Origin of the sequence: Streptomyces sp. SLBN-31, from assembly GCF_006715395.1 — a bacterium.
Lineage (GTDB): Bacteria > Actinomycetota > Actinomycetes > Streptomycetales > Streptomycetaceae > Streptomyces.
In genome coordinates this window covers 910,599-936,152 of record NZ_VFNC01000003.1, presented here as the reverse complement: position 1 = coordinate 936,152, position 25,554 = coordinate 910,599, and the positions used below count along the sequence as shown (strand labels likewise).

Annotated in this window: 26 protein-coding genes and 1 pseudogene; 13 read left to right on the top strand and 14 right to left on the bottom strand. The window is 68.9% G+C overall.

Annotated elements, in window-relative coordinates; genetic code table 11:
* Window positions 1-9: 9 nt before the first annotated feature.
* The 6 genes from FBY22_RS41950 (at window position 10) to FBY22_RS41925 (ending at window position 4,719) form a co-directional block, all read left to right on the top strand.
* On the top strand, window positions 10-486 hold the full coding sequence (locus FBY22_RS41950) for a hypothetical protein (RefSeq protein WP_142153936.1): 477 nt from the start codon (window positions 10-12) through the stop codon (window positions 484-486).
* A complete protein-coding gene (locus tag FBY22_RS41945; protein ID WP_142153934.1) occupies window positions 462-797 on the top strand; it encodes a hypothetical protein in 336 nt (111 codons plus the stop codon). The genes FBY22_RS41950 and FBY22_RS41945 overlap by 25 nt, the downstream gene beginning before the upstream one ends.
* A gap of 686 nt (window positions 798-1,483) precedes the next feature.
* A complete protein-coding gene (locus FBY22_RS41940; RefSeq protein ID WP_142153932.1) occupies window positions 1,484-1,975 on the top strand; it encodes a nitroreductase/quinone reductase family protein in 492 nt (163 codons plus the stop codon).
* A 10-nt stretch (window positions 1,976-1,985) separates the two neighbouring features.
* Window positions 1,986-2,219 (top strand): cold-shock protein, encoded by a 234-nt coding sequence (locus FBY22_RS41935; protein WP_142153930.1) that lies wholly within the window; start codon window positions 1,986-1,988, stop codon window positions 2,217-2,219.
* A gap of 24 nt (window positions 2,220-2,243) precedes the next feature.
* Window positions 2,244-3,431, top strand: a complete 1,188-nt coding sequence (locus FBY22_RS41930; protein WP_142153928.1) for a pyridoxal phosphate-dependent aminotransferase — start codon at window positions 2,244-2,246, stop codon at window positions 3,429-3,431.
* A 94-nt stretch (window positions 3,432-3,525) separates the two neighbouring features.
* On the top strand, window positions 3,526-4,719 hold the full coding sequence (locus FBY22_RS41925; RefSeq protein WP_174267430.1) for a hypothetical protein: 1,194 nt from the start codon (window positions 3,526-3,528) through the stop codon (window positions 4,717-4,719).
* A gap of 19 nt (window positions 4,720-4,738) precedes the next feature.
* Here the strand turns inward: FBY22_RS41925 and FBY22_RS41920 are convergent, their stop codons facing one another.
* Entirely contained in the window at window positions 4,739-5,272 is a 534-nt protein-coding gene (locus FBY22_RS41920) for a YbjN domain-containing protein (RefSeq protein ID WP_058924150.1), read from the bottom strand.
* Window positions 5,273-5,420: 148 nt separating this feature from the next.
* Here FBY22_RS41920 and FBY22_RS45625 point away from each other — a divergent pair, with 148 nt between their 5' ends.
* Entirely contained in the window at window positions 5,421-5,543 is a 123-nt protein-coding gene (locus FBY22_RS45625) for a hypothetical protein (protein WP_260845388.1), read from the top strand.
* Between the two features lie 55 nt (window positions 5,544-5,598).
* Here FBY22_RS45625 and clpB read toward each other — a convergent pair whose 3' ends face one another.
* Entirely contained in the window at window positions 5,599-8,196 is a 2,598-nt protein-coding gene (gene clpB, locus FBY22_RS41915; RefSeq protein ID WP_142153926.1) for an ATP-dependent chaperone ClpB, read from the bottom strand.
* Between the two features lie 104 nt (window positions 8,197-8,300).
* Between clpB and FBY22_RS41910 the strand changes: the two genes are divergently transcribed.
* Entirely contained in the window at window positions 8,301-8,714 is a 414-nt protein-coding gene (locus tag FBY22_RS41910; protein ID WP_142153924.1) for a pyridoxamine 5'-phosphate oxidase family protein, read from the top strand.
* A gap of 163 nt (window positions 8,715-8,877) precedes the next feature.
* On the opposite strand, the gene FBY22_RS41905 is transcribed toward FBY22_RS41910, so the two are convergent.
* Together FBY22_RS41905 and FBY22_RS41900 are read right to left on the bottom strand one after the other, a co-directional pair.
* Window positions 8,878-9,174: a (2Fe-2S)-binding protein gene (locus FBY22_RS41905; protein ID WP_174267460.1), complete on the bottom strand. Its 297-nt coding sequence runs from the start codon at window positions 9,172-9,174 to the stop codon at window positions 8,878-8,880.
* Between the two features lie 43 nt (window positions 9,175-9,217).
* On the bottom strand, window positions 9,218-9,412 hold the full coding sequence (locus FBY22_RS41900; RefSeq protein ID WP_142153920.1) for a hypothetical protein: 195 nt from the start codon (window positions 9,410-9,412) through the stop codon (window positions 9,218-9,220).
* 104 nt (window positions 9,413-9,516) lie between these two features.
* Between FBY22_RS41900 and FBY22_RS41895 the strand changes: the two genes are divergently transcribed.
* Entirely contained in the window at window positions 9,517-10,530 is a 1,014-nt protein-coding gene (locus FBY22_RS41895) for a helix-turn-helix transcriptional regulator (protein ID WP_142153918.1), read from the top strand.
* Window positions 10,531-10,561: 31 nt separating this feature from the next.
* Here FBY22_RS41895 and FBY22_RS41890 read toward each other — a convergent pair whose 3' ends face one another.
* Together FBY22_RS41890 and FBY22_RS41885 are read right to left on the bottom strand one after the other, a co-directional pair.
* Entirely contained in the window at window positions 10,562-11,602 is a 1,041-nt protein-coding gene (locus tag FBY22_RS41890; protein ID WP_142153916.1) for a helix-turn-helix transcriptional regulator, read from the bottom strand.
* A 255-nt stretch (window positions 11,603-11,857) separates the two neighbouring features.
* Entirely contained in the window at window positions 11,858-12,976 is a 1,119-nt protein-coding gene (locus FBY22_RS41885; RefSeq protein WP_260845387.1) for a sugar ABC transporter substrate-binding protein, read from the bottom strand.
* A 294-nt stretch (window positions 12,977-13,270) separates the two neighbouring features.
* Between FBY22_RS41885 and FBY22_RS41880 the strand changes: the two genes are divergently transcribed.
* The gene (locus tag FBY22_RS41880; RefSeq protein ID WP_142153914.1) at window positions 13,271-14,914 is read left to right on the top strand and encodes a fibronectin type III domain-containing protein; all 1,644 of its coding nucleotides are present in this window, start codon (window positions 13,271-13,273) and stop codon (window positions 14,912-14,914) included.
* Window positions 14,915-14,981: 67 nt separating this feature from the next.
* Here FBY22_RS41880 and FBY22_RS41875 read toward each other — a convergent pair whose 3' ends face one another.
* From FBY22_RS41875 to FBY22_RS41855, 5 genes are all read right to left on the bottom strand, one after another.
* On the bottom strand, window positions 14,982-15,428 hold the full coding sequence (locus FBY22_RS41875; protein WP_142153912.1) for a heat shock protein transcriptional repressor HspR: 447 nt from the start codon (window positions 15,426-15,428) through the stop codon (window positions 14,982-14,984).
* A gap of 5 nt (window positions 15,429-15,433) precedes the next feature.
* The gene (dnaJ, locus tag FBY22_RS41870) at window positions 15,434-16,615 is read right to left on the bottom strand and encodes a molecular chaperone DnaJ (protein WP_142153910.1); all 1,182 of its coding nucleotides are present in this window, start codon (window positions 16,613-16,615) and stop codon (window positions 15,434-15,436) included.
* Window positions 16,616-16,657: 42 nt separating this feature from the next.
* Window positions 16,658-17,314 (bottom strand): nucleotide exchange factor GrpE, encoded by a 657-nt coding sequence (grpE, locus tag FBY22_RS41865; RefSeq protein ID WP_142153908.1) that lies wholly within the window; start codon window positions 17,312-17,314, stop codon window positions 16,658-16,660.
* Window positions 17,311-19,155 (bottom strand): molecular chaperone DnaK, encoded by a 1,845-nt coding sequence (dnaK, locus tag FBY22_RS41860; protein WP_142153906.1) that lies wholly within the window; start codon window positions 19,153-19,155, stop codon window positions 17,311-17,313. The genes grpE and dnaK overlap by 4 nt, the downstream gene beginning before the upstream one ends.
* A gap of 94 nt (window positions 19,156-19,249) precedes the next feature.
* Window positions 19,250-20,269: an MraY family glycosyltransferase gene (locus FBY22_RS41855; protein WP_142153904.1), complete on the bottom strand. Its 1,020-nt coding sequence runs from the start codon at window positions 20,267-20,269 to the stop codon at window positions 19,250-19,252.
* Window positions 20,270-20,485: 216 nt separating this feature from the next.
* On the opposite strand from FBY22_RS41855, the gene FBY22_RS41850 reads away from it, so the two are divergent.
* From FBY22_RS41850 to FBY22_RS41840, 3 genes are all read left to right on the top strand, one after another.
* Window positions 20,486-22,768 carry a (Fe-S)-binding protein gene (locus FBY22_RS41850; RefSeq protein ID WP_142153902.1) on the top strand — a complete coding sequence of 761 codons (2,283 nt, stop codon included), beginning with the start codon at window positions 20,486-20,488 and terminating at the stop codon, window positions 22,766-22,768.
* Between the two features lie 316 nt (window positions 22,769-23,084).
* On the top strand, window positions 23,085-23,747 hold the full coding sequence (locus FBY22_RS41845; protein ID WP_142153900.1) for a hypothetical protein: 663 nt from the start codon (window positions 23,085-23,087) through the stop codon (window positions 23,745-23,747).
* Complete coding sequence (locus tag FBY22_RS41840) at window positions 23,735-24,208, top strand: hypothetical protein (RefSeq protein WP_142153898.1); 474 nt, start codon at window positions 23,735-23,737, stop codon at window positions 24,206-24,208. The genes FBY22_RS41845 and FBY22_RS41840 overlap by 13 nt, the downstream gene beginning before the upstream one ends.
* A 351-nt stretch (window positions 24,209-24,559) precedes the next feature.
* Here FBY22_RS41840 and FBY22_RS41835 read toward each other — a convergent pair whose 3' ends face one another.
* The 3 genes and pseudogenes from FBY22_RS41835 to FBY22_RS41825 form a co-directional block, all read right to left on the bottom strand.
* Entirely contained in the window at window positions 24,560-24,889 is a 330-nt protein-coding gene (locus FBY22_RS41835) for an antibiotic biosynthesis monooxygenase (protein WP_142153896.1), read from the bottom strand.
* An 81-nt stretch (window positions 24,890-24,970) separates the two neighbouring features.
* Window positions 24,971-25,090: pseudogene (locus FBY22_RS41830) on the bottom strand (antibiotic biosynthesis monooxygenase); the annotation flags it as partial.
* Between the two features lie 29 nt (window positions 25,091-25,119).
* On the bottom strand, window positions 25,120-25,548 hold the full coding sequence (locus FBY22_RS41825) for a VOC family protein (protein ID WP_142153894.1): 429 nt from the start codon (window positions 25,546-25,548) through the stop codon (window positions 25,120-25,122).
* Window positions 25,549-25,554 lie beyond the last annotated feature (6 nt).

Genomic DNA, 25,554 nt, shown 5'->3' with positions numbered 1-25,554 from the left:
ATCACCGGCATGAAGAAGATCGCCGCGATAGCGACTGCCGCCCTGGCCTTAGCCGCCGTGCTCTCTGGAACCGCTCACGCAGCCCCTGCTCGGCCGCTCCCCGTGGTGCCGTACCCGTGGGACAAGCGGGTCAAGTGCCAGACGGACGACCCGGAGGGCCGGCACATCGTCACCCGCTACGGGAACTCGGAACTGGGCTGGTACCACTTCACTGGCCGTCACAACATCAAGAAGTGTTCCACCCTGTACGCCGCTCTCCATGGCCGTGTGGACCGGAACGACCACCACGGGCACCTGGAGTACGACGGCGTCGTTATCGAGACCGGTCCACGGCCGCGGCAGGTGAAGTTCACGGTGGTCGTGCAGTACACGCGGAAGACCACGGACGGCCGCTACGATGCCGGTCGAGGTCAGAAGATCGGTGTCATTACGGCGTACTGCCACAACCAACCGGGGAACAAATGTCCGGCATGGGCCAAGATGTGAATTTTCCTGAACCGGGAATCGAGCAGGCGGCCACGAGTGTTCTGCTCGATCTCGTCAGCTCCTTCGTCACCACACACGTGTCATGGAAGCCGTTGTTCATCGGCGCGGTCATCACAGGCGAGGACCGTATGCGCCTGTATTTCCGTTCACCTGAGCGGGACCGCACATACGGTGCGGACGTACTGATCACGAATACGGGGCCTGGCCTGCTCGGTGCCCTGGTTTCCCCAGCGTTCCTGGCGAACGAGCATATGCATCAGCCTTCCGACGATCCGCACTGCGACGTGATCGTGGACCTGACCGACTACTGACCCGTCGTCCGGCACCGTGACCTCCTCAGCCGCGCGACCGTCGCCCTCCGGACAGCCCCGGGCCTTGCGGGGATGCCGTTGACGCCCTTGTCTTGTCGCTAGTCGCGCTGCGCAGCAGAGATCGTGACTGGAGACCCTGAAACAGACTCTGACCTGCGACCCGACAAGCGACAAGCCGGACGACAAGCGACGCGACAAGCAGGAGCGGCAGCGGGCGGGAGTTCCCGCCCGTCCGTCGTCGCGACGGCCCGGCCTGGGCCGCTGGCAGTCCGGCGGTGCTCCTCGGAGACGGCGGGCGGGCCGATTCCCGGGCGTGCCCAGATGGCTTGCTAACCGCTAACGTGCTGGTCACCAGTGGTTTTGGTCGCTAGCGGGGTCGCTAACGTTAGCGGCGCCTGCCGCTAGCGCTAGAGGCTCTTCGGGGCCACGGGTCGGGCCGTCTGTGGGCCGCCCGACAGCGGCCAATGCCGACAGATGGCGACAGTGACGACGGCTCTCCCCCTGGTCAGGGGCGGTTCATCGGGCACTGTCGCAGGGGCCAAACCCGAACGTAAGTTGGCAGCTTCAGAGGGTTGACGGGAGGCGACGTCCGGCTGCGCCACGGGCCCGTTCGGCTCTACCGGCCCTCGACGACCGCGGCTAGCTTCGTGTGTGACCGGAGCCGGTCGGGCCCGAGGGAGGTCGCCATGTCGGTCGGGCAACGGGCGAGGACACCATGGCTGCCGCCGCGCTGGTTCATCCGGCTGGCCTGGTACACGCACCGGGGTCTGTACCGGGTCTTCGGAGGCCGGCTCGGGCTGTGGCGGCCGCGTGCCCACGGCTGGGGCGCCCTGCGGCTGACCACCACCGGCCGCCGCACGGGCCGGCAGCGCAGTGTCATCATCGGGTACTTCGAGGACGGTCCGAATCTCGTCTCGCTCGCGATGAACGGCTGGGGCGCGGGCGAGCCCGCCTGGTGGCTCAACCTGCGGGCGCACCCCGACGCGAGCGTCGATCTGGTGGACGGCCCACGGCTGGTGCACGGTCACGCCGCGGCGGGCGAGGAGCGGTCACGGCTGTGGGCCCGCTGGCGCGAGATCGACAAGAACCTGGACGCCTACGCGGCACGTCGTCCGTCCGAGACCGCGGTGGTGGTCCTGGAACCCCGGGCCGTCGATGCCGGCACCGACGGGCCGTAGGGTTCCGTCCATGGTGACGGCGACTGTGCGTGAATGGCGCGACGAGGAAGGGTGGGGCGTCCTCGACTCCCCCGAGACACCGGGCGGTTGTTGGGGCCACTACTCCGACATCCGGATGAACGGGTTCCACACGCTGTCCCCCGGGCAGCAGGTGCACCTCCGGTGGGAGGCCCCCGGCTTCAAGCAGGACGGCTACGACTACCGGGCCGTGACCATCGTGCCGCTCGCCCCGGCGCGCGGTTGAGGAACCCCGCGCCTTCGGCGCAGGATGGCCCGCATGACCTCCAGTACCCGCCCCTTCCTCAATCGTCGGCTCGCCGAGTTCGGGACGACGATCTTCGCGGAGATGTCGGCCCTCGCGCTGCGGACCGGTTCGATCAACCTGGGTCAGGGCTTTCCCGACACGGACGGCCCCGAGGAGGTCCGGGAGGCCGCCGTGCGGGCCCTGCGGGACGGCCGGGGCAACCAGTACCCGCCGGGCCCCGGCGTACCGGAACTGCGCACCGCGATCGCCGCGCACCAGCAGCGGTGGTACGGGCTGGCGTACGACCCGGACACGGAGGTCCTGGTCACGGCAGGTGCCACGGAGGCCATCGCCGCCGCCCTGCTGGCGCTGCTGGAGCCCGGCGACGAGGTGATCGCCTTCGAGCCGTACTACGACTCCTACGCGGCCTGCATCGCGATGGCGGGCGGCACGCGCGTGCCGGTCACCCTCCGGCCGCACGAGGGAAGTTTCCGCCTCGACCTCGACGAACTGCGCGCCGCCGTCACCGACCGCACCCGCCTGCTGCTCATCAACACCCCGCACAACCCCACCGGCACGGTCCTCACCCGCGCCGAGCTCGCGGCGATCGCCGAGCTGGCGGTGGAGCGGGACCTGCTCGTCGTCACCGACGAGGTCTACGAGCACCTGGTCTTCGACGCCGCCGAGCACCTTCCGCTGGCCGGCTTCCCGGGCATGCGCGACCGCACGCTCACCATCGGTTCGGCCGGCAAGACCTTCTCCTTCACCGGCTGGAAGGTGGGCTGGGTGACCGCCTCGCCGCCGCTGGTCGCGGCGGTGCGCTCGGCCAAGCAGTTCCTGACCTACGTCTCCTCCGGCCCGTTCCAGTACGCGGTCGCCGAGGCCCTGGCCCTCCCGGACTCGTACTTCACCGCCTTCCGCGAGGACATGCTGGCCAAGCGCGACCTGCTGGCGGCCGGCCTGAAGGACGCCGGCTTCGACGTCTTCCACACGGCCGGCACCTACTTCATCACCACCGACATCCGCCCCCTCGGCGTGAGCGACGGCTTCGCCTTCTGCCGGGCCCTGCCCGAGCGCGCCGGAGTCGTCGCCATCCCGAACGCGGTCTTCTACGACCACCGGGAGGCGGGGGCGCCGTTCGTGCGGTTCGCGTTCTGCAAGCGGGTGGAGGTGCTGGCGGACGCGGTGCAGCGTCTGAAGACGCTCGCCTGACGCGAGTCACGCCGACACGCCGGGCCCGGCGCATCCGTACCCGCCCGGACGCCCCCTGCTCGCGCCCGTCCGATTCGCCCTGCAAGGTGCCGGTGTGACCCACGTCAGCACCCTCACCCGCCCCTCGCTCAGCGAGCCCGCTCCCGGCACGAAGGACCGTGCGCGACACTCCGTCCTCATCGCGACGGGCACGGCCCTCGGGCTGTTCCTCGCCGCCCGGCTGCTCGGCGCGGCCGCGCTCGCGCTCGTGGCGCGGTCGGCCGGGCACGGCGCCCTCACCCTGCTCGGGCGGTCCTGGGACTCCCGGTGGTACCTGCAGATCGCGGCGCACGGCTACGGCCAGACCCTGCGTCCCCGCCCCGGCGTCGCCTACAGCGACCTGGCGTTCTTCCCGCTGTACCCGGGGCTGGTGCGGGCGGTGACAGCGGTGGTCCCGCTGAGCGGCGGCGCGGCGGGGCTGGTCGTGTCGTGGACGGCGGCGGCCGTGGCCGCCTGTGGGATCCACGCGGTCGGCGCGCGACTGCACGGGCGGGCCGTCGGCACCGCGCTGGTCCTGCTGTGGGGCCTGCTGCCGCACTCGGTCGTGCTGTCGATGGCGTACACCGAGCCGGTGCTGACCGCGCTCGCCGCGTGGTCGCTGTACGCCGTGCTGGGCGGCCGGTGGGTGTGGGCGGGCGTGCTGGCCGCGCTGGCGGGACTGGCCCGGCCCAACGGATGCGCGGTTGCGGCGGCGGTGCTCGCGGCGGCGGCCTGCGAGGTGTGGCGGCGGCGCGGAAAGGTTTCCCACAGGCTGTGGACGGGCGCGGCGCTCGCGCCGCTCGGCTGGAGCGCGTACGTGCTGTGGGTGGGGCGGCGGACGGGGAGCCCCCTCGACGGGTACTTCGAGGTGCAGCGGCGGTGGGGGTCGCGGTTCGACTTCGGCCGGGGGGCGCTGCTGTTCGTACGGCGGCTGCTGCTGCACGGGGACCGCTTCGTCTTCTCGATGACGCTGCTGATCGTCGCGGCCGGTGTGCTGCTGTTCGCCCTGCTGCTGGCCGACCGCGCCCCGCTTCCGCTCCTCGCGTACAGCGGCGTGCTGCTGCTGATCGCCGTCGGCGGCTCCGGGTTCTTCGAGTCCAAGCCCCGCTTCCTGCTGCCGGCCTTCCCCCTGCTGATCCCGCTCGCCCGGGCCCTGGTCCGTACGGCCAGAGCCCGGCCCTGGCACGCGACCGTGGTGGTCGGCGCCCTGGCCGGGCTCTCATTCGGCTACGGGGCGTATCTGGTCGTGATCGCCCACACGCCTCTGTAGAGGACGTCTCCGGGAAGACCTACTCCTCGTCGTCCCCGGACTCACCCTCGGCCTCGTTGACCTCCTGTTCGAGGCCGAGCTGCTCGACGAGCCACTTGTCGAACTCGATGGCGGCGCGCACCCAGCTGACCGTGGAGGACACGAAGTGCTCCAGGCTGACGCCGGTGCCGATCAGCATCTGTGCCTCGCCGATCAGCCGGACGGTGCCGTCGTCGTGCGTGTGGCTGTAGACCTTGGGCCACAGGGTCCGCCGGTTCCAGTCGTCGATGGACTCCAGCAGCTGCGGCTTCTCGTCGATCTTGTGGGGGCGGTCGTAGAACGTCCGCACCGAGAAGACCTGCTGGTCCGCCTCGCCGCGGAACATGAAGTACGTACGGAACTGCTCCCACGGCGCCGCGAGGTCACCCTCGTCGTCGACGACGTACTTGAGCTCCATCTGGTCGAGGAGCTGCTTCACGAGGTCCTGATCCGGGACGACGGGGCCCGCCGGTCCTTGGGGCTGCGGCTCGGGCTGGCCCCCGAAGTTCGGAATCGAGGACGGGTCGATGGTCACCGTGAATTTCCCTTCGTACGGATGCCGCCATCCTCCCCCATGCGGGGCGGGTGGTGGCAAGCCTCGGCGGTCCTGTCAGCCCTCGGCTGACACGATGCGTCTGCGGGACCGCCCGTTGCGAGTACCCCGCCGGTGCGATGATCCCTCCGTGACCGCGCCCAAAGGACTGCCCAAGGCTGTACGTGTGCTGCTGTGGACCCTGTGGCTGGGGTGCCTGGTGTTCGCCGTCTGGTTCTTCGTCACCGTGTACCTCGCCATGACCGAGGTATGACACCCGACGGGCCCGCCACCCGGTGGGGTGACGGGCCCGTACGGCCAGGGACGGGTTACAGCGTCTTGCCCGTGGCCGGCCCCACGATCAGGCCGTCGCCGAAGGCGTCCACCCGGACCGTGTCGCCGTCCTTGACCTCGCCGGCCAGGATCTCCTTGGCCAGGCGGTCGCCGATGGCGGTCTGGACGAGGCGGCGCAACGGGCGGGCGCCGTAGGCCGGGTCCAGGCCCTCCGTGGCGAGCCAGTCCAGGGCCTCGTCGGTGATCTCCAGGGTGAGGCGGCGCTCCGCCAGCCGCTTGGCCAGGCGGTCGATCTGCAGCTTGGCGATCCGCTCCAGTTCGGGCTTGGTCAGCGCGGAGAAGACGACCAGGTCGTCGAGGCGGTTGAGGAACTCCGGCTTGAAGGAGGTCCGGACCACCTCCAGGACCTGTTCCTTCTTCTCCTCCTCGCTCGTGATCGGGTCGACCAGGAAGTGGCTGCCCAGGTTGGAGGTGAGGACCAGGATGGTGTTGCGGAAGTCGACCGTGCGTCCCTGTCCGTCCGTCAGGCGGCCGTCGTCCAGCACCTGCAGCAGGACGTCGAAGACCTCGGGGTGGGCCTTCTCGACCTCGTCCAGCAGCACCACGCTGTACGGACGGCGGCGCACCGCCTCCGTCAGCTGGCCGCCCTCCTCGTAGCCGACGTAGCCGGGAGGCGCGCCGACCAGCCGGGCGACGCTGTGCTTCTCGCCGTACTCGGACATGTCGATGCGGACCATGGCCCGCTCGTCGTCGAAGAGGAAGTCGGCGAGCGCCTTGGCGAGTTCGGTCTTGCCGACGCCGGTGGGGCCGAGGAAGAGGAAGGAGCCGGTGGGGCGGTCGGGGTCGGCGATGCCCGCGCGGGTGCGGCGGACGGCGTCCGACACCGCCTGCACGGCCTCCTTCTGGCCGATCAGGCGCCTGCCCAACTCCTCCTCCATGCGCAGGAGTTTCTGGGTCTCGCCCTCCAGGAGGCGGCCGGCGGGGATGCCGGTCCAGGCGGCCACGACGTCCGCGATGTCGTCGGAGCCGACCTCCTCCTTGACCATGGTGTCCTTGGATGCCTCCTCCTCCGCCTCGGAGGCGGCCTCCAAGTCCCGTTCCAGGGTGGGGATCTCGCCGTACAGCAGCTTGCTGGCGGTGTCGAAGTCGCCGTCGCGCTGGGCCCGTTCGGCCTGGCCGCGCAGGTCGTCCAGCTTCTCCTTCAGCTCACCGACGCGGTTGAGGGACTGCTTCTCCTTCTCCCAGCGGGCGGTCAGGCCCCGCAGCTCCTCCTCCCGGTCGGCGAGGTCGCGGCGCAGCTTCTCCAGGCGCTCGCGGGAGGCCGGGTCGGTCTCCTTCTCCAGCGCCAGCTCCTCCATCTTCAGCCGGTCGACGGAGCGCTGGAGTTCGTCGATCTCGACGGGTGAGGAGTCGATCTCCATGCGCAGCCGGGAGGCCGCCTCGTCGACGAGGTCGATGGCCTTGTCGGGCAGGAAGCGGGAGGTGATGTAGCGGTCGGACAGGGTCGCGGCGGCGACCAGCGCGCTGTCGGCGATCTGGACCTTGTGGTGGGCCTCGTAACGGCCCTTGAGACCGCGCAGGATCGCGATGGTGTCCTCGACCGTGGGCTCGGCCACCAGCACCTGCTGGAAGCGGCGCTCCAGGGCCGGGTCCTTCTCGATGCGCTCGCGGTACTCGTCGAGGGTCGTCGCGCCGACCATGCGCAGCTCGCCGCGGGCCAGCATCGGCTTGAGCATGTTGCCGGCGTCCATGGCCGAGTCGCCGCCGGCGCCCGCGCCCACGACGGTGTGCAGCTCGTCGATGAAGGTGATGATCTGGCCGTCGGAGTCCTTGATCTCGGCCAGGACGGTCTTCAGCCGCTCCTCGAACTCGCCGCGGTACTTCGCGCCGGCGACCATCGCGCCGAGGTCGAGCGCGACCAGCCGCTTGTCCTTCAGCGACTCGGGCACGTCACCCTTGACGATCCGCTGCGCGAGCCCCTCGACGACGGCGGTCTTGCCCACGCCGGGCTCGCCGATGAGGACGGGGTTGTTCTTCGTACGGCGGGACAGCACCTGCACCACGCGGCGGATCTCGTGGTCCCGGCCGATGACCGGGTCGAGCTTGCCCTCGCGGGCCGCTGCGGTGAAGTCGGTGCCGAACTTCTCCAGGGCCTTGTACTGGCCCTCCGGGTCGGCGGTGGTCACCCGGCGTCCTCCCCTCGCCTTCTGAAAGGCCTCCTGAAGCTTCTTGGCGGTGGCCCCCTGCCCGGACAGTACGTCACCGGCCGCGCCGCCCTTCGCGGCGATGCCGATCAGCAGGTGCTCGGTGGAGAGGTACTCGTCGCCGAGGTCCCGGGCGCGGGCCTGCGCGTCCGCGATGACGGCGAGCAGGTCCCGGTTCGGCTGCGGAGGCGCGACCGTCGTGCCGGTCACGCTGGGCAGCGAGGCGAGCACCTTCTCCGCGCCGGCGCGCACGGCCGCCTGGTCGGCGTCCACGGCGGCGAGAAGATCGACGATGTTCTCGTTGTCCTGCCCCTGGAGCAGAGCAAGGAGCAGGTGAGCAGGGGTCAGGTCGGGATGCCCCTCGGTCACGGCCCGGTTACCGGCCGCGTTGATGGCGTCCCGGCTCCGGTTGGTCAGCTCGGCGTCCACGTTCGCGTTCTCCTCCTGGCGTCAGCCGTCATCCGCACTGACTTGAGCAACGTACACAAAGTTGAGTCTATTCCACTCAAGGTGAGACGGGCTACCTTCCAGGCATGGCCACACACGCCCAGGATCCCGGTGCCCCCGACCCCTCGTATCTCACCTTCTGGCGGGAACGGCACCTGTGCACGCTGACGACCCCACGCCCGGACGGCAGCCCGCACGTCGTGCCCGTCGGGGTCACCTACGACCCCGAGGCCCGGCTGGCGCGGGTGATCACCAACAGGACGAGCACGAAGGTGGCGAACGTCCTGGCGGCCGGCCCGGAGGGCGCGCGGGTCGCGGTGTGCCAGGTGGCGGGGCGGCGCTGGGCGACGCTGGAGGGGCTGGCCGTCGTACGGACCGAGCGGGAGCGTGTCGCGGAGGCCGAGCGGCGTTATGCGGAACGTTACGAGCGCACGCCGGCGCCGAACCCGAACCGTGTGGTGATCGAGATCCGGCTGACGGGGGCGATGGGGCGTGGCTGACGAGGCGCGACTGACGGTTTTCGGCCACTGAGGCGCGCCGGACGATTGCATCGACGGCGGGAAATGTCGCCCGGAAACTGCAGCGGCGTCACCGTGTTCAGGTCACGGTGACGCCGCTGCGGGGGGAAGCACCTGAGCGATCTGTTACGACGGGGGAATCGCGTCAGGCACTGCGGGGGGTGGCTGAGATGGTCCGTACGTTGGGGGTTTCCGGTTCCACCAGCCGATGGTCTCGTTGGTCCAGGTTGACGAAGATCATTCCGTACCGGACGGCACATCGCACGGGCTGCGGCGCCCCCCGAGGCCGCCGCAGACATCGATACGCCCGCACGTCCTCGTCCTCGTCCCGCGTCACGACGACCGGCTCACCGAAGACGGTCACCATCAACGAGTCACCGGAGTGGGGGATCGCGGTGACCAGGTCGATGAAGTGCCATCCGGATCGGTAGGCGGTGGCCATTTCTCTACGGAAGGAACGGTCGTCCGGTGGAGTGGTCACGTCGTCAGCTCCCGGCGCTGTCGTCTGTGCCGACCGTCGCCGCAGGGCCGTCGGCGAGCACGGTGGACGCGGCGACCGACGGCCAGTGGGAGTCCGCTCGGGTGTTCTCCTTCGCGTCGGAAGAACCGCCCAGCACCACAAGTCCGACAACGGCGGAAAGGGCGGCCACAAGCACCGAGCGAAGCATTCTGTTGCGCATGGTCGGCTTCGTCCTCACTTGAAAGTCTCCTCTTCCCCCGTCGGATAAGACGATGGCTCATTCAGGCACGTCATGGCCACAGGATCGATGCATCATGTTCCTGCATGTTCAGGACCCTGGGGGGTGGAGATTTCGTGGCAAATCAGACTAAGGCGGCGCATCCCCATGCGGTGACCGAGCTCTGCGAGGAAGGTGGCCGACTCTATGCGAACGCCCTGCGCACGGGGCGGGTCGCACGGGCCGACGTGGAGTCCGCTCCCTGTCTGATCGAGTTCGCCCTTCTCCACCCGGATCCGGATGATGCGGACTGGCTGCGGCCCGTGTCCCCGTCGGCCGCGCTGGCCGAACGGCTCTACCCGATCGAGCGCGACATCACAGAACGCCGGCGGCTGTCCATTCAGCTCGCCGACACTTTCGAGCCGTTCATGGCGCTGAGCGCCAAAGCCGCCGCGACCGACGACTCGATCACCGTGCTGGAGGGCGGGAAACGCATCAACGCGGCCCTCAACATGGCCACGGCCCAGTGCCGGAGCGAGATGCTGACCATCCAGCCGAGCGACGACCGCTTCTCCGAACAGAGCCTCATCCAGGGCCTGGAGAGAGACAAGCCACTAATCGAACGTGGTGTGCGCATCCGGACGCTGTACCAGCACACCGCCCGCTACAGCCCGGAAAAGCTGGCGTACGTCGCTCAGCTCGCCAACGGCAAGGTGGAGTACCGGACGATCGACGAGGTGGTGGAACGCCTCATCATCTGCGACGAGACGGTCGCCTTCATCCCCGCCAGGGACGACCAGCAGGTCGCCCTGGAACTCCGTCACCCCGGGCTGATCCGGTACCTGATGCGGCTGTTCGAGTTCATGTGGGGACGGTCCGTACCGCTGAACGCGGGCGCTCCCTACGAGACCGCCCGCGACGGCATCACCGACATCCAGCACTCGATAGCCAAGCTCCTGGTGGAGGGACACGTCGACGAGGCGATCGCCCGCCGGCTGGGCATGAACGTACGCACCTGCCGGGCCCACATAGCCAAACTGGCCACGGTCCTGGGCAGCGGCAGCCGGGCCCAACTCGGGTACCTGATAGCCCAGTCGGGGATCCTCGACCCCGACAGCTGATCCGGACGGGCAGCGCGGGCCCCGTGCGGGCTCAGCGGGCCGTCCGGGACTCCTGACCCGGAAGAGTGACCGGCGTGACGTCAGCGGGGTGACGCGGGCCGTCCAGGCCCACCTGGGCGATGCGGACGCCGAGTTGGGTGCGGCTGGCCGCGCCCAGGGTCTCGGACAGCCGCGCGATGTGGGCCCGGCAGGTACGGACGCTTATCCCCAGCCGTTCCGCGATCACCGCGTCCTGGTGGCCCTCCGCGAGGAGCGCCGCGATGGACTGCTCGCGGTGCGAGATGCCCTCGATGCCGGTGTCGGGCAGCGGGGCGGTCAGCGGGATGGCCAGCCGCCACAGGCGGTCGAAGACCGTACCCAGATAGCCGACCAGGGCCGGGTGGCGCAGTTCCAGGGCGAGGGTTCGGTCGGCGTTGGCGGGGATGAAGGCGACCGTGCGGTCGAAGAGGATCAGACGGTCGATGACCTCGTCGAGGGTGCGGGCCTCGACCGCGTCGCCCATCAGCTCCAGGTAGTTGAGCAGGCCCTGGCCGTGCCGGGCCACGTGCGTGTACAGGTCGCGCATCCGCACGCCCCGGCCGCGCAGGGCGAGCGCCCGGTGCAGGCCCTCGGTCAGCTCGTGCTCCGGCCGGATGCCCCCGGGCTGGACGGTGAGGACCTCTGTGGTGCAGGCCTTTGTCGCCTCGTCCATGGCGGCCTGGATGCGCGAGAGCCCGTCCAGGACACGGATCGCGGAGCCCTCGGCGGGGCCCGGCTGCTGGAGGGAGGGCCCGAGGCCGGCGTACCACTCGAAGGCCGCCACCGCCGAACCCACCCGCCGCTGACTGGAGCTGACCTCGTCGTACACCCCGCGCAGCAGCCGGGTCATGACCTCCTGCGGCGAGGTCGGGACCAGCCAGTCCATGTCGTCGGGGTCGGGGTGCAGCAGGGCGAGTTCCAGCAGGCAGGGCACCGGCTCGGCGTCGCGGCGCGACACCCGTCCGCGCCGTACGGCCCGGGAGTACACGCGGTCCCCGGCCTCGCAGAGTCGGTCAGCACCGTGTGGATGAGCGTCCGCCCCGTGCCCGGCCATCGTCCATCCCACCCCCCGGTTCCGCCGTCTTCCGCAGCGCAACTATGCGCGGACACACCCTGCTCCGCAACACGGCTTCGACGGCCACGGCCTAAAGAAAGCACCGGTTTGTACGGGTATTTCGGACCCTCCGTACGTCGGGTTGCAACAAGATGACGGTGGTACAGGGGACTTGTGGGGGCATCGTGGAGAACCCCGCCAGAACGTGCTTCCGACGGGGTCTCATGGCGGATATCCGACGCTGCGCGCTCCGGGCTACTTCAGCCCGACCGACGCGCAGGCGGAGGTGAACTTCGAGGTGCAGATCTGCGAGACCGTGTAGATGCCGTCGGAGATCACCGTCTGCTTGATGTTCTTCCGCGTCAGGGCGGTCACGGTGACCAGCTGGGCGGGGATGTCCTGGTTCGTGGGGCTGTCCACGGTGTCCTGGGTGAGGGCGTCGAACTGGATGTCGTGGCCCTGCACCTTGGCCACGGCCATCTGCGCGGCGGCCTCGGCCTCCTGCGGGTAGGACTTGTAGACGCTCATGTACTGGTCGCCCTCGACGATGCGCTGCACGGCCGCCAGTTCGGCGTCCTGGCCCGTGATGGGCGGCATCTTCGTCACGCCGGCCTTCTTCAGGGCGGCGATGACACCGGCCGCCATGCCGTCGTTGGCGGAGTAGACGGCCGCGATGTTGTCCTTGCCGATCTTGTCGATCGCCTGGGTCATGTTGGCCTCGGCGTTCTCCGGCTTCCAGTCCTTGGTGTCGTAGGACGCGGCGATCGTCACCTTGCCGTTGAGCTCCGACAGCGCACCCGCCTTGAACTGCTTGGCGTTGGGGTCGGTGAGCGAGCCGTTCATCATGACGACCTTGTCGGAGGTGTCGGCGTTGCCTCCGAGGGCGTCGAGCAGGGTGCGGCCCTGGACCTCGCCGACCAGTTCGTTGTCGAAGGAGACGTAGGCGTCGATGGGGCCCTCGGCGAGGCGGTCGTAGGCGATGACCGGGATGCCGGCGTCCTTGGCCTTCTTCACCTCGCCGGCGATGGCGTGCGAGTCGACGGCGTCCAGCAGGATGATGTCGACCTTGTCGTCGATCATCTTCTGCATCTGGCTCGCCTGCTTCTTGGCGTCCTGGTCGGCGTTCTGGTAGTCGACGCTGCCCTGCTTCTTGGTGAGCAGTTCGACCTGGTCCTTGATGATGGGGTAGTCGAAGTCCTCGTAGCGGGTGTTGGCCTTCTCCGGCAGCAACAGGCCGATGGTGACGTCGTTGCCCTTCGTCGGGCTCGCCGAACTGCTGTCCCCCGACGCGTTGAGCATGCCGCACCCGGCCAGCGACAGGGTCATCGTGGACGCGGCCACGGATATGGCGATACGACGCGTGGGACTGCTCACAGGCCTGCTCACTTCTGGTGCCTACGGGACACGGGCGCCTGAAGGTGCCCGGATGTCTGAAAAGCCAACGCGCAGCCGCCCCCGGGCGTCAAGCGGAACCACTTAACGAGTGCGCAACGCCACGCTCCGCTTGGCTTGTGAAGACATGAAGGAAACGCCTCCAAACACCCTTTACGGACTCTCCATGCAACGGCAGGCAATCGTCAGGCAAAGATCCGTACAACCAAGCCGATACCTCGCGAGTCGTGATCATGACGGTCCCGAACAGCCGTCCTCGACCGATCAGAGGATCGAATGAACTCAGCCAGACGTACGACGGCTTCGACGCTGGTGCTCGCGACCGCGGGCGCCCTCCTCGGCGCGTCCGTCTCCACCGCCTCCGCGGCGACCACCTGCACCTCGCCCGTCTTCAAGCGCCAGTTCTTCGGGAACACCGCCTTCTCCGGTACGGCGAAGAAGACGGACTGCGACAGCGTCATCGACCAGAGCTGGAGCGGTGCCCCCGCCACCGGCCTGCCGAAGGACAACTTCGGCGTCCGCTGGAGCGTCACCCGCGACTTCGGTTCCGGCGGCCCCTTCGCGCTCACCGCGAGCGGCCTCGACGGCATCCGCGTCTACCTCGACGGCACCCGCAGGATCGACCTCTGGAAGAACGTGTCGTCGACGGTGCAGAAGACCGTCCACGTCACCATCCCCTCCGGCAAGCACACCCTCCGGGTGGACTACGCGAACTTCACCGGCGCCGCGAAGGTCCGGTTCACCTACACCCCCCGCACCTCCGCCGCCGTCGACCAGGTCAAGCCCCTGGTGCCCGCCGGGACTTCGCTGTCGTACGACGCGGCGACCGGGAAGGCGAAGCTGACCTGGACGAAGAACAAGGAGATGGATCTCGCCGGATACCGGGTCTACCGGCGGCTGAAGGGCACGTCGTTCGGCTCCGCGCCGCTCGCGACGACCACCTCGACGTCGTACACCGACACCGCCCTGCCGATGACGGGCGACACGTACTACTACGAGGTGCGCGCCTACGACAAGGCCGCCAACACCTCGGCCGGCACCGCGGACCAGGGCGTGACCACCGTCGACCGCACCGCGCCGGGAGAGCCCACCGGCGTCACGGCGAAGGGCACCACCGCCGGGAACACCGTCGCCTGGCAGGCCTCCGGCGCGGCGGACGTCCACCACTACGAGGTGTGGGGCGCGCCCGAGGGACAGCAGGACGCCGACGGACCCGGCCTGGTGACCGGCACGTCCTTCACCGACGTACGCGCCGACACCGGCACCGCCTACGTCTACCGGGTGTACGCGGTCGACGGCGCCGGGAACGTCTCCCCCGCCTCCGCCCCGGTGACCGCCACCCGGCCCGAGCCGAGCGGCACGCCCGCCCCGGCCGGACTGACCGCCACCCTCCACGACGACCGGACCGAGCTGCGCTGGGACCTGCCCGAGGACTCCGGTCAGTACAACGTCTACCGCCGCACCGACGGCGGCTTCAGCGCCATCGGCAGCGTGCGCGGCGGCGGTTGGGACGACATCGTCGCCCCGGCCGGCGAGGCGTCCTACTACGTCGTCGCCGTGGACGGCACGGGCGCCGAGTCCGCGCCCTCCGACGTGCTCACCGTCGACCGGCTCACCCGGGCCACCCAGACCGGCCCGGCCGCGCCGAGCCTGACGCTCGTCTCGGCGGGAATCCCCGCCCGCTCCCCCGTCAAGGTCACGGCCGCGCCCGGCGCGGGCGACGAGGACCGCGTCCTGAAGGGCTACTCCTGGGAGATCGAGGGCGCCTGCGGCGCCAGCGGCACGCAGCTGTCCACCACCGGCGACATCTCCTGGACACCGCCGTACAACGGCCCCTGCACGGCCACCGTGTACGCCGTGGACGCCTACGGGCGCCAGAGCGGGCAGAGTTCGACGCTGGAGTTCTTCGTCGGCCGCTGACGCCCGCGAGAGCATGCGAAGGGGCCCGGAGGTCTGCGCCTCCGGGCCCCTTCGTCCACGCGTGTCGCTAGTCCTTCGCCTTCTTGGGCCGCCACACGACCAGCGCGCTGGTCTGCTGGACCTCCTGGTACGGCACCAGGTCGCGCCGGTAGGAGGCGTGCACGGCGGCCTCTCGCTGCTGCATCGCCGCGGCGGCCCCGTCGACGGCCGCCTGGAGTTCGACGACGCGCTGCTGGAGCGCGGCGACCTGGTTCTCCAGCTCGATGATGCGCTTGATGCCGGCCAGGTTGATGCCCTCGTCCTGCGACAACTGCTGCACCTGGCGGAGCAGTTCGATGTCGCGGGCCGAGTAGCGGCGGCCCCGCCCGGCCGTGCGGTCGGGGGAGACCAGGCCGAGGCGGTCGTACTGGCGCAGGGTCTGCGGGTGCAGACCGGAGAGCTGGGCAGCCACCGAGATGACGTAGACCGGGGTCTCCTCGGTCAGTTCATACGGGTTGCGTCGACGGCCGTCCATCTCGATCAAGCTCCCTTCGCCGCCTGGAACAGCTCCGCCCGCGGGTCCTCGCCCGCGGTCGCCTCGCGATACGCCTCGAGCGCGTCACGAGCCTTCCCCGTCACGTCCTTCGGGACACTCACCTCGACGGTGACCAGCAGGTCCCCGCGGGTGCCGTCCTTGCGGACCGCGCCCTTGCCACGGGCGCGCATCGTACGGCCGTTGGGCGTGCCCGGCGGCAGCTTCAGGGTGACGGGCGGGCCGCCCAGGGTGGGGACCCGGACCTCGCCGCCGAGCGCCGCCTCGGAGAACGTCACCGGCACGGTGACGGTGAGGTTGTCGCCCTTGCGGCCGAAGACCGGGTGCGCGGAGACGTGGACCGTGACGTACAGGTCGCCCGCCGGACCGCCCCGTTCACCCGGCGCACCCTTGCCGCGCAGCCGGATGCGCTGGCCGTCGTCCACCCCTGCCGGGATACGGACCTGCATGGTCCTGGACGACTTGGCGCGCCCGCTGCCGTGGCAGACCTCGCAGGGGTTCTCCGCGATCAGACCGCGGCCCTTGCAGTCCGGGCACGGGTCGGTCAGCGAGAAGCCGCCGCCCGAACCCCGGGCCACCTGGCCGGTGCCGACGCACGTCGGGCACACCCGCGGGTTGCCGTTGGCGTCGCCGGTGCCGGAACAGGCCTTGCACGGTGCCTGCGAGGTCATGCGCAGCGGGACCGTCGCACCCTCGATCGCCTCGGTGAAGTTGAGGCTGACCTCGGTGTCGATGTCCTGGCCGCGCCGGGGCTGCACGCGCGTGGTGCCCGAGCCGCCCCGGTTGAACAGGCCCCCGAAGACGTCACCGAGCCCGCCGCCGAAGCCGCCGGCCCCCTGACCGCCGCCCTGGGCGCCGCCTCCGAAGAGGTCGCCCAGGTCGAAGTTGAAGGAGCCGCCCGCGCCGCCCGGCCCCGGGCGGAAGCCGCCGTTGCCGAAGAGGGTGCGGGCCTCGTCGTACTCCTTGCGCTTCTTGGGGTCACCGAGGACGTCGTTCGCCTCGGAGATCTCCTTGAAGCGCTCCTCGGCCTTGACGTTGCCCTTGTTGGCGTCCGGGTGGAACTCGCGGGCGAGCTTCCGGTACGCCTTCTTGATCTCGGCCTCGGTGGCGTCCTTGGGGACGCCGAGGACCTTGTAGTAGTCCTTCTCGATGAAGTCCTTGGTGCTCATCCTCGACGCGCCCCCTTTCCGGTGTTCCGCTCGGTGTCTACGTCAGCCCTCCTCAGGGCCGTTGTCCTTCTCGTCGCCGGCCGCGGGAGCCTCCTCGGCCCCCTCGGCCTTGACCGTCTGCGCGCCCGGCTGCGGTTCGGCGACGGCCACCCGGGCGGGCCGGATGGTGCGCTCGCCGATGCGATACCCGGGCTGCAGGATCGCCACGCAGGTCGTCTCGGTCACGTCCGGCGCGTAGCTGTGCATCAGGGCCTCGTGGATCGTCGGGTCGAAGGGTTCGCCCTCCTTGCCGAACTGCTGCAGACCCATCTTCGCCGCGACGGTCTCCAGCGACTCCGCGACGGACTTGAATCCGCCGACGAGTTCGCCGTGTTCCCGGGCGCGGCCGATGTCGTCGAGCACGGGCAGGAGCTCGGTCAGGAGGTTCGCGATGGCGATCTCCTTGACGGTGATCCGGTCCCGCTCCACGCGGCGGCGGTAGTTCTGGAACTCGGCCTGGAGCCGCTGGAGGTCCGCCGTGCGCTCCTCGAGCGCCTTGCGCACCTGGTCCAGCTGGGCCGTCAGACCGGCGATCTGAGCTGCGTCCCCGGCCGGGGCCGCCCCCTCCGAGGAGGTGGCGGCCTTCGGCTCGGCGTCGTCAGAGGTGGCGCCTGAGGGGACGTCGGGCTTCTCCTCGAAGCCCGGGGTCTCCTCCGTCACGCGGCACCGTCCTTGCGCTCGTCGTCCACGATCTCGGCGTCGACGACGTCGTCGTCGGCCTTGGGCGCCTCGGCACCGGCGTCGGCGCCGCCCGCGGCCTGCGCGGACTGGGCGTCGGCGTACATGGCCTGGCCGACCTTCTGGGAGACCGCGGCGACCTTCTCGGTGGCGGTGCGGATCTCGGCGGTGTCCTCGCCCTTGAGCGCGGTCTTCAGCTCCTCGACGGCGGCCTCGACCTCGGTCTTGACCTCGCCGGGAACCTTGTCCTCGTTGTCCTTGAGGAACTTCTCCGTCTGGTAGACGAGCTGCTCGCCCTGGTTGCGGGTCTCGGCGGCCTCGCGGCGGCGGTGGTCCTCCTCCGCGTACTGCTCGGCCTCCTGGCGCATCCGGTCGACCTCGTCCTTCGGCAGCGAGGAGCCGCCGGTGACGGTCATCTTCTGCTCCTTGCCCGTGCCCAGGTCCTTGGCGGTCACGTGCATGATGCCGTTGGCGTCGATGTCGAAGGACACCTCGATCTGCGGCACGCCGCGCGGGGCCGGCGGCAGACCGGTCAGCTCGAACATCCCGAGCTTCTTGTTGTACGCCGCGATCTCGCGCTCGCCCTGGTAGACCTGGATCTGCACGGACGGCTGGTTGTCCTCGGCCGTGGTGAAGATCTCGGAGCGCTTGGTCGGGATCGTGGTGTTGCGCTCGATGAGCTTGGTCATGATGCCGCCCTTGGTCTCGATACCGAGGGACAGCGGGGTGACGTCGAGGAGCAGGACGTCCTTGACCTCGCCCTTGAGGACACCGGCCTGGAGCGAGGCGCCGATGGCGACGACCTCGTCCGGGTTCACACCCTTGTTGGCCTCCTTGCCGCCGGTCAGCTCCTTGACGAGCTCGGCGACGGCGGGCATACGGGTGGAGCCACCCACGAGGACGACGTGGTCGATCTCGTTGATGGAGATGCCGGCGTCCTTGATGACGTTGTGGAACGGCGTCTTGCAGCGCTCCAGCAGGTCCGCGGTCAGCTGCTGGAACTGGGCGCGGGTGAGCTTCTCGTCGAGGTGCAGGGGGCCCTCGGCGGAGGCGGTGATGTAGGGCAGGTTGATCGAGGTCTCGGTGGACGAGGACAGCTCGATCTTGGCCTTCTCGGCGGCCTCGCGGAGGCGCTGGAGGGCCATCTTGTCCTTGGCGAGGTCCACGCCGTGACCGGACTTGAACTGCTGCACCAGGTAGTCGACGACGCGCTGGTCCCAGTCGTCACCACCGAGGTGGTTGTCACCGTTGGTGGCCTTCACCTCGACGACGCCGTCGCCGATCTCCAGCAGCGAGACGTCGAACGTACCGCCACCGAGGTCGAAGACGAGGATCGTCTGGTCGTCCTTGTCGAGGCCGTACGCGAGCGCGGCCGCGGTCGGCTCGTTGACGATGCGCAGGACGTTCAGGCCCGCGATCTCGCCGGCCTCCTTGGTCGCCTGACGCTCGGAGTCGTTGAAGTAGGCCGGGACGGTGATGACCGCGTCCGTGACCTTCTCGCCCAGGTACGACTCGGCGTCCCGCTTCAGCTTCTGCAGGATGAAGGCGCTCATCTGCTGCGGGTTGAACTGCTTCCCATCGAGCTCGATCTTCCAGTCCGTGCCCATGTGGCGCTTCACGGAGCGGATGGTCCGGTCCACGTTGGTGACCGCCTGGCGCTTGGCCACCTCGCCGACGAGCACCTCACCGTTCTTCGCGAAGGCGACGACGGACGGCGTGGTCCTGGCGCCCTCGGCGTTGGTGATGACGGTGGGCTCGCCGCCCTCCAGAACGCTGACGACGGAGTTAGTCGTGCCCAGGTCGATGCCGACCGCACGTGCCATGGTTGATTCCTCCAGCTGACTTGAGTGGAACGGACTCAAGTGTGCATGACGGCGGCGAATGGGTCAACAGACATGAGTCGTATGGGCTCAACTCTTATCCGTTCCTTACACGCAACCTGCCGGTGACCTGCGCAGATGCCGAACCCCTAGGGGGACGATCAGGGATTCGGAGCAGTGCCAGGACGAGGATCAGGGCGCCCGCCCCCACCCACCACACCCCGGATCCGGCGATCCACCCCATGTCCACGAGCACCCCGACGAGCACCCCCGCAAACGCCCCGGTTCCCAGCAGCACGGTGATCCCCTGCGGGGTCACCCCCAACCGCCGCAGCCGCTGGGCGAGATGGTCCGGCCCGCGCCGTTGCAGCGGCCGCCCGCCGAGCCGCCGCGCCAGCACCACGAGGAGCACGTCGGCGCTGGCGACGGCGGTGAGCGGGAAGAGCACGCCCGCAGTGGAAGCGAGCCCGTAGCCGGCGCGCGTGAACACCGCGGCGGCGGCCAGCACGAACCCGGCGAACAGCGAGCCGCAGGCGCCGAGTCCCACGCGCGCGGGAGGCCAGTTGTGCATCAAAAACCCGGTCAGCGCGGCGGCCAGCACGCTCAGCAGCACGGCGAGCCCCTCCATCACCTCGGCGGCGGCGCAGACCCCCACCCCGAAGGCGGTGAGGACGCCGACGGTCCCGGCGAGCGCGTCGGCGTGGTCGAGGGCGCGGAACCCGAGGGCGACGAAGGTGATCCACCCGACGGCCAGCAGCCCCCCGCCGACACCCGTCTCCCCGTACGGCACCACGCAGGCCGCCGCCACCGCCGTACCGGCGACGAGCACCCGCAGTCTGAGCCGCCCGATGTCACCGAGGAGGCCCAGCGCGGCGACCGCGGCCCCGGCGACGAGCAGGCGTCCCACGCCGCCGCCGAGCGGCGCGACGCCCGCCCAGTCCCCGGCGCCGGCGACCAGACAGCCGGCGAGCACGACGGCCACCCCCCCGGACAGCGGCAGCGGCCGCTGTCGCCGCCGGTCGACGACCCCGAGGCGCAGGGCGGGGACCCGCAGGAGTGCGGAGAGCACGGCGGCGAGGAGCAGGGCGGTGGTGGCGGCGGCGATCCCGTAGAGCACAGGTCTAAATTAGGGGCGAATGTATCAATTTGGCGCGAATAACACGATCGGATCGTCCCGGACCTTTGAGGTGACCCTCAGCGACGCAGATCACCGCACCGCTGACTACATTGCGACGGAGAATGTGGGTAGTCTCAGACGGACTGCATAAGTTACCGCTTAGTAATGTCGAGGATTCCCTCGAGAGAACCCCTCGCAGGCCCGAGGAGCCCCCAAATGCAACTCGCCGCGATCATCGTGTCGCTGGTTCTGATCGTGGTTGGCGTGGCGCTGTTCGCCCGCGCCATCCTGCAGATCTACAACTTCATGCGGCTCGGCCAGAGCGTGCCCGCGGGTACCCGCACCGACGAACCCGGCCGGCGCACCGTCACCGTGGCCAGGGAGTTCCTCGGCCACACCCGGATGAACCGGTGGGGTGTCGTCGGTGTCGCGCACTGGTTCGTGGCGGTGGGCTTCTTCACCCTGCTGCTGACGATCGTCAACGCCATCGGCCAGCTGTTCCAGGCCGACTGGCTGCTGCCGGTCCTCGGCGACTGGACGCCGTACAACGTCTTCGTCGAGTTCATCGGCACGATGACCGTGCTCGGCATCCTGGTGCTCATCGGCATCCGCCAGCTGAGCCACCCGCGCAGGCCGGGCCGGAAGTCGCGGTTCGCGGGCTCCAACTTCGGCCAGGCGTACTTCGTCGAGGCCGTCATCCTCATCGTCGGCGTCTGCATCTTCATGCTGCACGCGCTCGAGGGCGCCCAGCACCACGTGGACTCCTACGAGGCCTCGTTCTTCATCTCCTACCCGGTGGTCCACTGGCTCGCCGGCATGGACGTCTCCACGCTGCAGAACCTCACCTACTTCTTCGCCGGCCTGAAGATCGCGACCTCCTTCATCTGGATGATCACGGTTGCCCTGAAGACCGACATGGGCGTGGCCTGGCACCGCTTCCTGGCCTTCCCCAACATCTGGTTCAAGCGCAACGCCGGCGGCGAGACCTCCCTGGGCGCCCTGCTGCCGATGACGTCCGGCGGCAAGCCGATCGACTTCACCGACCCCGGCGACGACGACGTCTTCGGTGTCTCCCAGGTCGAGCAGTTCTCCTGGAAGGGCCTGCTGGACTTCTCCACCTGCACCGAGTGCGGCCGCTGCCAGTCGCAGTGCCCCGCGTGGAACACCGGCAAGCCGCTCTCCCCGAAGCTGCTGATCATGTCCCTGCGCGACCACGCGCACGCCAAGGCCCCCTACCTGCTGGCCGGCGGCGGCAAGAGCATGGAGGGCGAGGAGAAGGCCTCCGAGGAGCAGCTGGCCGGCGTGCCCGCCGCCGCCCTCGCGGAGGCCGAGCGCCCCCTCATCGGGACCGCCGAGGACAACGGCGTCATCGACCCGGACGTCCTGTGGTCCTGCACCACCTGCGGCGCCTGCGTCGAGCAGTGCCCGGTCGACATCGAGCACATCGACCACATCGTCGACATGCGCCGCTACCAGGTGATGATCGAGTCCGCGTTCCCGTCCGAGGCGGGCACGATGCTCAAGAACCTGGAGAAGAAGGGCAACCCCTGGGGCCTGGCCAAGAAGCAGCGCCTGGAGTGGCTCAAGGAGGTCGAGTTCGAGGTCCCGGTCGTCGGCCAGGACATCGAGGACCTCACCGAGGTCGAGTACCTGTACTGGGTCGGCTGCGCCGGCGCCCTGGAGGACCGCGCCAAGAAGACCACCAAGGCCTTCGCCGAGCTGCTCCACATCGCGGGCGTCAAGTTCGCGATCATGGGCGGCGACGAGAAGTGCACCGGCGACTCCGCCCGCCGCCTGGGCAACGAGCCCCTGTTCCAGGAGCTCGGCATGGAGAACGTCATGGCGCTGAACATGGCGTTCGGCGAGGAACTCGACGACGACGGCAAGGTGGTCCCGGAGTCCGCCAAGCCCAAGTCGGCCAAGAAGATCGTCGCGACCTGCCCGCACTGCCTCAACACCATCGGCAACGAGTACCCGCAGCTCGGCGGCGACTACGAGGTCATCCACCACACCCAGCTGCTCCAGCATCTCGTCGACGAGGGCAAGCTGGTCCCGGTCACGCCGGTCGAGGGCATCATCACGTACCACGACCCCTGCTACCTGGGCCGCCACAACAAGATCTACACGCCCCCGCGCGAGATCATCGCCAACGTCCCCGGCCTCCGGAACGAGGAGATGCACCGCCACAAGGAGCGCGGCTTCTGCTGCGGCGCCGGCGGTGCGCGGATGTGGATGGAGGAGCGGATCGGCAAGCGCATCAACAACGAGCGCGTCGACGAAGCCCTCTCGCTCAACCCGGACATCGTCTCGACGGCCTGCCCGTTCTGCCTGGTCATGCTCACGGACTCCGTGAACGGCAAGAAGAACGACGGCAAGGCCAAGGAGTCCATCCAGGTCGTCGACGTCGCCCAGCTGCTCCTCGAATCCGTCAGGACGCCGGTCGACCCGGCGGGCGAGGAGGAGACGGAGAGCGCCCCGGAACCGGAGCCGGTGAAGTAACCCACCCGACCACGACGGCGCCCCCTGCCTCCCACGAGGCGGGGGGCGCCGTCGTACGACTCAGGGCCCGGACGCCGTCACACGCATCACGACGCGAGCGCCGTCGTACGCCTCACGCGCCCCTCGGCGCCGCCGCCGAATGTCTCTGCTCTTCAGGCAAGGAGACCGCCCAAGCTCAGGATCCGCTCAATTTTGCACCTGCATTACTCATTAATCCCTAATCTCCTTGATCAGCGGCCCGACCAACCGCTTCCATCCGCAAGGAACAGGGGGACAGGTGCGTCTATTCACAAGCTCAATAGTTTTCGCGAGCGCCATGGTCTTGGGGACTTCAGTCCCCGCGCTGGCTGCTGATCCTGCAGCGATACCGACGCCGACCGTCACAGCAACGGCGCAGGACGGGAACGACGACGTCGATGGCGTACTCAACACTGCACCACCTGCCAGCCCGACAGAATCGCTGAGTAACGCGCCGACGGATCCCGCGCTGGACAAAGAGCCGGATATCCCCGGTGGTACATGCCAACCGGGCCAGAAGTGCCCTGCCGCCGGCGACTGCGACGAGAGCCGTTGGTTCAAGCCAAAGTCCCTGGGCGGCAAGTACCACTGGGCCGTGGGCCCCCGCAACTCGAACTACAACGGCACCAGTGAAAAAGAAGACATGGACTTCACGGCCGAGACGTCCGGGACCGTCGGAGTCAGCTTCAGCGGCGAACTGACGACCAAGGTCAGCAACGTACTGCAGGAAGTCAACACGAAGTTCGGCGTGACACTGTCTGCTTCGATAACCGCCAAGCTGGGCAACGTGGTTCACGTGAAGGGGGTGCCTCCGCACAAGACCGTCTACGCTCAATACGGCGTGTGGCGCCGTAAGTTCACTGGCACCGCGTACTACCAGCACCACACCTGTTACGTGACGAAGAACCCAGTGACGGGCTACGGCCCCATGCACGTCGGATGGTACACATGGGACGAATAGGGATTCTTATTCCGCTGGCTCTGCTGGCCTTGACCGGTTGTGTCAACTCATCGTCGAACGAGAGCCACACGGCTGTGGACAAGACGCCAGTCCCCGTACGCTCGTCCGACTCTCCTTCCGCGACCGCAGACGACCACGCGCCACCTCAATTGACAGACGCGCAGAAGACGTTCATCAAGGCAGTAGGCAAGACCGGTTCCCGCAAGTTCCCTGCGATTCCTAGAATTCAACGGGGCACCCTGGAAATCGGAATCATCTGCTCAGGATCCGGAACCGTCGATGTGAACGTCGGATCCATCGTGGGTTACACCGTCACCTGCGGAAACAGCGACCCGGGCCAATTCAATGAAGTGGGCCTGAAGAAGATTCACGACAATGTCGTCGTATCGGTCGCGAACAAGACAGACGGGTCGTGGGGACTTGCTGTGGGATGGACCAAGCACATAGATCCGCCCAATTAGCGGAGCGAACGTTCGCTGCACGAAGGGGCCATCCCCCGAGGGACGCCCCGTCCGTGCTCCCGGTTTGACGCAGGTCGTTCAGGAGCACGGACCAGGCAGACAGTCAGGCCATTGGCACATCAGACGCCTCTGCCTCGTTCGTTACTTCTTCCCCGTTGGTTACAGGCGGTAGCACCTCACCGTAGCGGAGGGGAGAATTCGGACCCTGGGGACTTAATGACTTGGGCGGCGATCAGAAGAACAGCGGCCAATGGCGCCCCAGCACTGAACCAAGCCGCTGAGTTGACTGCTCCTTGCCGGCGCAGGAGAGTCCGAACCGAGAGACGGGCGTGGCGTTCGACGGTTTCTGGTCTATCCGTTCTTGGACCGAGCCTGCTGAACGACCTCGAAGGACCACAGAGTCGACCCCGTGGCGGCTGGCATCGGCTTCTCGCCGCCATCCTCACCGCTGCCCTGGTGCGCCGCCTTCATAGGACCCTCAAGCCAAGCCTGGAAAGACTGCTCATCACGCCACCGCGTGTAGACGAGGTAGTTGTCGGTGCCTTCGACCGGGCGGAGAAGTTCGAACCACTCGAAGCCGTCGGAGCTCTCCACGGCGTGAGCCCGGTGGGCGAACCTCTTCTCAAGCGTCTCCCGCTGCTCGGCGGGGACAGTCAGTACGTTGATCTTCACTACGCTCATGCCCCCATCCTGCCGCAAGGGTGATCAGGAGCGCGTGAGCGACTTAGTGGTACATCAGCGCACCTGTTGCGGTCGCAGCAGCTCGAACCACTCGAAGCCGTAGGAACCGTCCACGGCGTGGGCGCGCGAGGCGAACCGCTTCTCCAGGACCTCGCGCTGCTCGGCCGGCACGGTCAGTACGTTGATCTTCACTACGCTCATGGGCCCATCCTCCACCCGTCCACCGGGTCTCAGAACACCGGCTGCCCGACGGCCAGCAGGTTCCCCTCGCTGTCCCGGAACCACGCGCCAAGCTCCCCGCGGGCACCCTTGCTCGGATAGTTGCCCTCGACCTCCGCGATCCCGTCCACGGTCCGCAGCCCCGGCGCGTCCACCTCCTCGAACACCACCCCGCGCCGACGCAGCTCCGCCACGACGGCCGGCAGGTCCTCGACGCCCTCGAACGCCATCTGCGTGAACGTCCCCGGCGAGGTCCCCGTGGAGCGGAAGAGCACGAACTCCACTCCCCCGCACCGGTACAGCAGCCCGCCGGGCCGCTCGTCCACGGGCTCCAGTCCCAGCATCTCGGCGTAGAAGCGGCGTGCCCGGTCGAGGTCCCGGGCGGGCAGCCGGGTCGCCACCCGTGCCCCAGCGAGAAGGTTCCCTCCGTCTGCGCTCATCCCTCC

Coding starts and splice junctions, on each gene's coding strand:
- FBY22_RS41840 (WP_142153898.1), top strand. CDS start 23,735: ATGGGACGAATAGGGATTCTTATTCCGCTGGCTCTGCTGGCCTTGACC.
- FBY22_RS41875 (WP_142153912.1), bottom strand. CDS start 15,428: ATGGACGGCCGTCGACGCAACCCGTATGAACTGACCGAGGAGACCCCG.
- FBY22_RS41895 (WP_142153918.1), top strand. CDS start 9,517: ATGTTCAGGACCCTGGGGGGTGGAGATTTCGTGGCAAATCAGACTAAG.
- FBY22_RS41845 (WP_142153900.1), top strand. CDS start 23,085: ATGGTCTTGGGGACTTCAGTCCCCGCGCTGGCTGCTGATCCTGCAGCG.
- FBY22_RS41930 (WP_142153928.1), top strand. CDS start 2,244: ATGGCCCGCATGACCTCCAGTACCCGCCCCTTCCTCAATCGTCGGCTC.
- FBY22_RS41890 (WP_142153916.1), bottom strand. CDS start 11,602: ATGGCCGGGCACGGGGCGGACGCTCATCCACACGGTGCTGACCGACTC.
- FBY22_RS41880 (WP_142153914.1), top strand. CDS start 13,271: ATGAACTCAGCCAGACGTACGACGGCTTCGACGCTGGTGCTCGCGACC.
- FBY22_RS41940 (WP_142153932.1), top strand. CDS start 1,484: ATGTCGGTCGGGCAACGGGCGAGGACACCATGGCTGCCGCCGCGCTGG.
- FBY22_RS41935 (WP_142153930.1), top strand. CDS start 1,986: ATGGTGACGGCGACTGTGCGTGAATGGCGCGACGAGGAAGGGTGGGGC.
- FBY22_RS41900 (WP_142153920.1), bottom strand. CDS start 9,412: ATGCGCAACAGAATGCTTCGCTCGGTGCTTGTGGCCGCCCTTTCCGCC.
- FBY22_RS41905 (WP_174267460.1), bottom strand. CDS start 9,174: ATGGCCACCGCCTACCGATCCGGATGGCACTTCATCGACCTGGTCACC.
- dnaK (WP_142153906.1), bottom strand. CDS start 19,155: ATGGCACGTGCGGTCGGCATCGACCTGGGCACGACTAACTCCGTCGTC.
- FBY22_RS41950 (WP_142153936.1), top strand. CDS start 10: ATGAAGAAGATCGCCGCGATAGCGACTGCCGCCCTGGCCTTAGCCGCC.
- FBY22_RS41910 (WP_142153924.1), top strand. CDS start 8,301: ATGGCCACACACGCCCAGGATCCCGGTGCCCCCGACCCCTCGTATCTC.
- FBY22_RS41835 (WP_142153896.1), bottom strand. CDS start 24,889: ATGAGCGTAGTGAAGATCAACGTACTGACTGTCCCCGCCGAGCAGCGG.
- FBY22_RS41850 (WP_142153902.1), top strand. CDS start 20,486: ATGCAACTCGCCGCGATCATCGTGTCGCTGGTTCTGATCGTGGTTGGC.
- FBY22_RS41825 (WP_142153894.1), bottom strand. CDS start 25,548: ATGAGCGCAGACGGAGGGAACCTTCTCGCTGGGGCACGGGTGGCGACC.
- FBY22_RS41945 (WP_142153934.1), top strand. CDS start 462: ATGTCCGGCATGGGCCAAGATGTGAATTTTCCTGAACCGGGAATCGAG.
- dnaJ (WP_142153910.1), bottom strand. CDS start 16,615: ATGAGCACCAAGGACTTCATCGAGAAGGACTACTACAAGGTCCTCGGC.